We start from the raw sequence: 5,928 nt of genomic DNA, 5'->3' as shown, positions 1-5,928 counted from the left end.
TTTCTGGAGCTTTTCAATTCCTTTGGAGGGGCAACCGTTGGAATATTCCCTGCTGAAGTTACAATTACACGGTTCAGGGGAACATCATATGGATTTTCTTCCATGATGGGCAAGATAGGCGCTGTTATGGGTGTAATAGCCATGGCCTTGCTAATACATGGAAAAAATTACTTCGATGCCTATACATTTCTTGCCGTTATAATGGTTATTGCCATATTACTGACCTTATTGCTTCCTGAAACAAAAAATATAAAATTAGAATAAAAAATATTATTTGCTGAAATAAGGGCTCTTGAATTTAGGTCCTTTTTTTATAATTTCTCTGGATGATTCATAACCCGCATCAGCATGCCTTATGACTCCTATTCCCGGGTCTGCATTCAGTACACGTTTTATTCTCCCGGCAGCATCTTCTGTTCCATCAGCAACTATAACAAAACCAGCATGTATGGCATTGCCTATTCCTGTTCCACCTCCATGGTGGACGGACACCCAGGAGGCACCGGAAACAGCGTTGAGCAGTGCATTGAGTATGGGCCAGTCTGCTATTGCATCGCTTCCGTCTTTCATGGCTTCTGTTTCTCTGTATGGAGATGCCACTGATCCAGTATCATGGTGGTCTCTGCCTATGGCAACAGGCGCCTCAAGTTCTCCATTCCGTACCATGTCATTTATCATCAGCCCTATTTTTTCCCTTTCTCCATAGGATGCGTAGCATATCCTTGCTGGCAGTCCCTGGAAATGTACGTATTCTCCTGCCAGTTTTATCCAGTCCGTAAGATGCTTATCATCTATATTTTTCAGTATGGCATCATCAATTTTCCTTATATCCTCCGGATTACCAGAAAGTGCCAGCCACCTGAATGGCCCTGAACCAATGGCAAATAAATCCCTTATGTATGCGGGCACATATCCCAGAATATCAAAGGCATTTTCCAGTCCACCTTCCTTTGCCCTTGTTCTTATATCATTTCCATAATCGAAGACTGAAGCACCCCTGGACTGAAAATAAAGCATAGATTTTACCTGCTTTACTATTGTTTCATAAACCTTCTTCTTGAATTCATTGGGATTTTCTTCCCTGAACCTCTGGAAATTATCTATAGTGTAGCCCTCAGGGACATATCCAAGGTTTATATCATGGGCAGCTGTCTGATCTGAAACAATATCAGGGATTATGCCCTTATCCTGCAATTCCTGATAAACCGTTGCCGCGTTTCCAAGAACAGCAATGGATGTGGGCTTTCCGGATTTAATTGCCTCATCCTTGATTTTAAGCGCCTCATCAATATTTTTGGTGTATGTATCCAGATACTTGTCCCTGAGCCTTCTATTTATTTTCTCCATATCCACTTCAACAATAATGCTGGTACAACCGTTCATTTTGGCTGCCAGTGGCTGTGCACCGCCCATTTCTCCCAGACCTGCGGAGAGAAACCATTTTCCATTCAGATTGTCTCTGTGGTAAACCTTCCTTGCAAGGGCATACAGTGTTTCATATGTTCCCTGGAGTACACCCTGAGTTCCTATGTAAACCCAGGATCCAGCAGTCATCTGGCCGAACATAGTCAATCCTCTTGCCTCGAGATCCCAGAATATATCATCGGTTGCCCAGTGTGGAACTATCTGTGCATTAACTATAAGAACTCTAGGTGCTTCCTTTGTGGTTCTGAATATTCCCACGGGCTTCCCGGACTGGACAAGCAAAGTCTCATCATTTTCAAGTGATTTCAGTGATTCTATAATCTTGTCATAGGCTTCCCAGTTTCTTGCTGCCTTTCCCTTTCCACCATATACTATAAGATTTGCTGGATCCTTGGCAACCATTGGATCGAGGTTATTCATTATCAGTCTGAGTGCCCCTTCCTGGGACCATCCCTTTGTGTTCAGTTTATTGCCATGCGGTGCATGGATTTCCTTATGTTCCATATTAAAATAAAACTATTAAAATATTTAAATCTTATTTTATGCCGCAGATTAAATTATAGTTACTGGCATAGAAATACTGCTTGTGCACTTATTGAAGAATTCAGTGAACATATTCCCGGGAATCGATTTCTATGATCCTATTGTGGTCGCACCTGTCCTGTAAAATTTTATATTTATCATTATAATATTACCACTGGTACTATATTATTTATTGCTAAATTATTTATTAATATTGTTACCGATATATATATATTCATACGTTTATATCATTATGAATAAAAGGAAAGTAATAATAGGTGTGTTAATGGCGCAATATTTGTAATGGTGGCTTTTGTTCCTGTGGCGGAATTACATAGTAATCAACTCAATTCAGCTAAAGCAATGGAAATAAGCAATGCAAACAAACATAACACACAATATAATATACATAGCTCATTAATATCGATGGCAGAATCGTTTAATTTAAAGCAAATAAGTCTATCATCAAAAACATTAATGGTTGATCATAAATCCATTTCAATCGATTTCTCAAAATATAGTGGAATAAATAAAAATATGTACGCCATTTCAACGACAATTTACATAAATGGGCACATATATTCATCCCTGTTTACTTTAATTAACGTTAGAAATAGTAATACGGAAGCAACAATTTACCCTCTTTTATCTACTACTCTATCATCACCATACCATTTTAATATAGATCAGGCAATGAATGCGCACACTAATCCACTCTCAAGAAATCCTGATGGTTTTTCCCATGGATGGCTTGGAATTGCTATATTATTTAATCAACAACAGACTATTGAACTCGCAACAGATCTGGGGGCGGGGGCAGCAATAGCAGGATTCGTAGCGACTGTGGCTGGCCTCACTGGTGTTGGTCTTTTTGCTACTCTAATAGCAGCTGCAGTAACTCTACTTCTCGCCCTGGGAGCTTTCTATATATTAAATATGGACGCAGCAGGTAATTTTCAGGGTATAAATATCGATGTAACGTGGGGAGGACTTGGCAGTATTCATGCACCTGAACACAATGTTCCATGGGGGTATTGATGAATAATAAGAATAAGATAAGTAAACCCGAATTTTTATTATTATTAATGGGGCTAATATTCATTGTATATAATGACATTGCACTGACCCTATCTACTAGTAAAATAGTTTCCCTGCCGAGTTTATTTAATTTAAATACTCTAAGTGGCTCCATATTATCTCAGATTACACTAGGGGCATATCTGTTATATGCTTTTTATTTAATTTGGAAAATAAATAAAAAGCATAAAAGGGAATTTCCATAAACCCACGTTTCCAGCAGATGTCAAAATCTGTTTAATTTTTAATTTTTAGCATGGATTGAAATAAATCATCAGAGTCCTGTTGCTTTTCACGCTGAAATTCAGCAAAGACTCATTTTCCATGATCTCTGCAATCTCTATCCTTGTCCTGAAGGTTTCACTGTGTCCACTCTGGGATGATTGACTCATCAATGACAAGGATGACTGGCTGATATCCAATCTCCTCTTGAGAAGGGATACCCAGGGGACCATGATTGATGTTTTGTATAGTTCTGTGCATGGCGTTTTGATAAGATTCAGAGACCAGATCACTGAGGGACACAATGCTCTTTCCCTTCCTATTCTGGATTATTACAGATACATATTCCCTTAAGCGCTTTGTCATGTGTGTTTTCATGCTCCTGATAATTTCTTGATAAAATGTTGAATGCATCGGTGTAGGAAGCTACATTATTCATCAGTTGTATTTCCATGGAATCTTATCACCTAACAACAATAGACAATAGACAAAAGCCTAAAAATATTTTTATTGAAATGTCAGGATGCAAAATACTGACTGATAATAAATATAAGTAATATCAAATGAAAGAACAGACACTTTCGCATATTTTTGTATACCAAGACAAAAAAGTTCAACAACAGGTGAAAAATTCCCTCTGCACCAGCATAAATAGGGCACTCTAAATATAATGCACGGTTGTGTCCATTTTGATTCAGTAACTATGCCAGCTGAAAAATTTCTTAAACTGAATGAATATTCTTGGATAAAATTTATTATCTTATATAAGATAAGTATGCAATGCCTATATATGAAAGCGACGAGCATGAATTCCTTAATGCGAAAGCCAAGAAAATTGAAAATAATGTTTATGTAAAAGGACTGCTGTTTCTTACAGATAAAAGAATTATATTTGAAAAGAAAGGTCTGCGGTCTGTTTTCAGAGCATCCCCTGCTGTTATGGATCTCAACCTTTTTCTTTATAATGTGGAGAATGCAAATTTTGCTGTTCCGGCATTCAGGCTATTCACCAAGCAGGTGCTTAGCATAGAATATTATGATGATTCCAAAAAACTTGCCAGAGTAGATTTTGCAGTAAAAAAATCAAAAATGTGGGTTGACCAGATTACACGTCTTGCAACAATATCAAAGAAAGATGTATCAACGAAAAAAGAAAGAGAAGCATTAGAAAACAGAAAACATGAAATAGACATGGCAAAGGCAAAGGCTCCAAGGGCAAATATCGGAATGGCCGTTTTTGGAAACGAAAAGAACAAGAATCCATATGAGAATATAAGGGAAAATATGGCAGAAGACAATAATGAAAACCTTCCAGATACTGCATTCCGGTGTCCTCACTGTGGCTACCCAGTTACCGAGGAGATGACTTACTGCCCCAACTGTGGATATAAACTAAGACAAAAGTAGGATTATAACATTATAATTTAATAAAATTAATTATTTTCATATATATCTATTTCAATTCATGGGAATTGCCATAATTGTGTGGTGCTTCGTGAGTCGGTAGTGTTATTTCCTCAAGATTGCCATGTATGTAAGATTCCATTGCCTCATCTTCGTTCAAGTTATTGTTATAGTATATTTTTATCTTATTTTTGAGAAAACGTACTCCTGGCTCCCCTATTTCTGCAACTATTATTGCATCTACATTTTTCCCCAGGACCGATTTGAGCATATGTATGCCCCTTGCCGAAGTTGCTTTTAGAGCTGGATTTTCATAACGGTCTATAAGTTTGTATTTTGTGTTTTCTATTTCAAATATATGCACTTCCGCTCCTTCCCCGGGTCCGCTAATATTGCTCCCATTTACAGGTATTCCAACTTTTACTGCCATATAAGTATATGCCGGATTAGCATTTAAGCAGTTCTTTTTTTGCTATAGCCTGCAGATACAAAAAATTTAATTCAAATAATATTATTTATCATGCATGAATGAATCGTACAATGAATTTCTGTCAACATGGGAATCACAGCAAAACGCACTCATCGAGATGAGAGAACAACGATTTTCTTTTATGATGAATGTAATTGAAAATTCGCATTCAAAGGTAGATAACATACTTGATGTGGGGTGTGGACCAGGGTCATTTACCATACGGCTTGCTGAGAAATTTCCACAAGCAAGGATATACTCAATAGATTACGATCCTGTACTCTTAAGAATAGGGAAGAATAATGTGTCCAAATATGCTTCAAGGGTGAGAATACTTGAGTATGACCTGAAGGGAAATGAATGGATCCACGCACTAGACGATGAGAAATTTGATGCCATAGTTTCTACTACTGCATTGCACTGGATCCCAAAGTCTAATTTGATATCGCTGTATGAAAATTTCTATAATATTCTTAAAAGTGGAGGAATATTTATGGATGGAGACCATTTCAGGAGCAATAATGATTCGGAATATATCCAGAATCTATATTCAAAAATAAGAGATAAAATATCAGGAGATAATCTTTCCAGAGAAGAGGCAATGAACTGGGACCAATGGTGGAAATATATTGCAGATAAGGGTGTTTTCTCTGAGGAACTGATGGAAAGGTCAAGGCGTTATACCTCTGGATCACACGATCAGAAAATTACCTTAGAAGACCATATTGACATTTTGAACAGATGTGGATTTGATTCTGTTGGTATAATATGGCAATATCTTGATAACAGAGTACTTTCTCCAGGAAATA

The 5,928-nt window shown here is 37.4% G+C and carries 8 protein-coding genes and 1 pseudogene; 5 read left to right on the top strand and 4 right to left on the bottom strand.

The annotated features are described in order from the left end of the window. Nucleotides 1-264, top strand: a pseudogene (locus AMDU4_RS11675) (hypothetical protein); the annotation flags it as partial. A gap of 6 nt (nt 265-270) precedes the next feature. Here AMDU4_RS11675 and hutU read toward each other — a convergent pair. After that, the gene (gene hutU, locus AMDU4_RS11670) at nt 271-1,929 is read right to left on the bottom strand and encodes a urocanate hydratase (RefSeq protein WP_021788166.1); all 1,659 of its coding nucleotides are present in this window, start codon (nt 1,927-1,929) and stop codon (nt 271-273) included. Nucleotides 1,930-2,250: 321 nt separating this feature from the next. Between hutU and AMDU4_RS11665 the strand changes: the two genes are divergently transcribed. Next, complete coding sequence (locus AMDU4_RS11665; RefSeq protein ID WP_021788165.1) at nt 2,251-2,985, top strand: hypothetical protein; 735 nt, start codon at nt 2,251-2,253, stop codon at nt 2,983-2,985. Continuing rightward, on the top strand, nt 2,985-3,230 hold the full coding sequence (locus AMDU4_RS11660; RefSeq protein ID WP_021788164.1) for a hypothetical protein: 246 nt from the start codon (nt 2,985-2,987) through the stop codon (nt 3,228-3,230). Before AMDU4_RS11665 ends, AMDU4_RS11660 begins: the two co-directional genes overlap by 1 nt. Before the next feature lie 45 nt (nt 3,231-3,275). On the opposite strand, the gene AMDU4_RS11655 is transcribed toward AMDU4_RS11660, so the two are convergent. Both AMDU4_RS11655 and AMDU4_RS11650 read right to left on the bottom strand, forming a co-directional pair. Beyond that, the gene (locus tag AMDU4_RS11655) at nt 3,276-3,539 is read right to left on the bottom strand and encodes a hypothetical protein (protein ID WP_290705236.1); all 264 of its coding nucleotides are present in this window, start codon (nt 3,537-3,539) and stop codon (nt 3,276-3,278) included. Nucleotides 3,540-3,565: 26 nt separating this feature from the next. Next, on the bottom strand, nt 3,566-3,700 hold the full coding sequence (locus tag AMDU4_RS11650) for a hypothetical protein (protein WP_290705233.1): 135 nt from the start codon (nt 3,698-3,700) through the stop codon (nt 3,566-3,568). 326 nt (nt 3,701-4,026) lie between these two features. On the opposite strand from AMDU4_RS11650, the gene AMDU4_RS11645 reads away from it, so the two are divergent. Continuing rightward, on the top strand, nt 4,027-4,653 hold the full coding sequence (locus AMDU4_RS11645) for a zinc ribbon domain-containing protein (protein WP_021788163.1): 627 nt from the start codon (nt 4,027-4,029) through the stop codon (nt 4,651-4,653). 46 nt (nt 4,654-4,699) lie between these two features. On the opposite strand, the gene AMDU4_RS11640 is transcribed toward AMDU4_RS11645, so the two are convergent. Continuing rightward, nucleotides 4,700-5,080, bottom strand: a complete 381-nt coding sequence (locus tag AMDU4_RS11640) for a NifB/NifX family molybdenum-iron cluster-binding protein (protein WP_021788162.1) — start codon at nt 5,078-5,080, stop codon at nt 4,700-4,702. Nucleotides 5,081-5,174: 94 nt separating this feature from the next. Between AMDU4_RS11640 and AMDU4_RS11635 the strand changes: the two genes are divergently transcribed. Next, the coding region (locus tag AMDU4_RS11635; RefSeq protein WP_021788161.1) for a class I SAM-dependent methyltransferase at nt 5,175-5,928 on the top strand (754 nt) is incomplete at its 3' end.

The organism is Ferroplasma sp. Type II (assembly GCF_000496155.1).
This window is presented reverse-complemented; position numbering and strand designations above follow the sequence as displayed.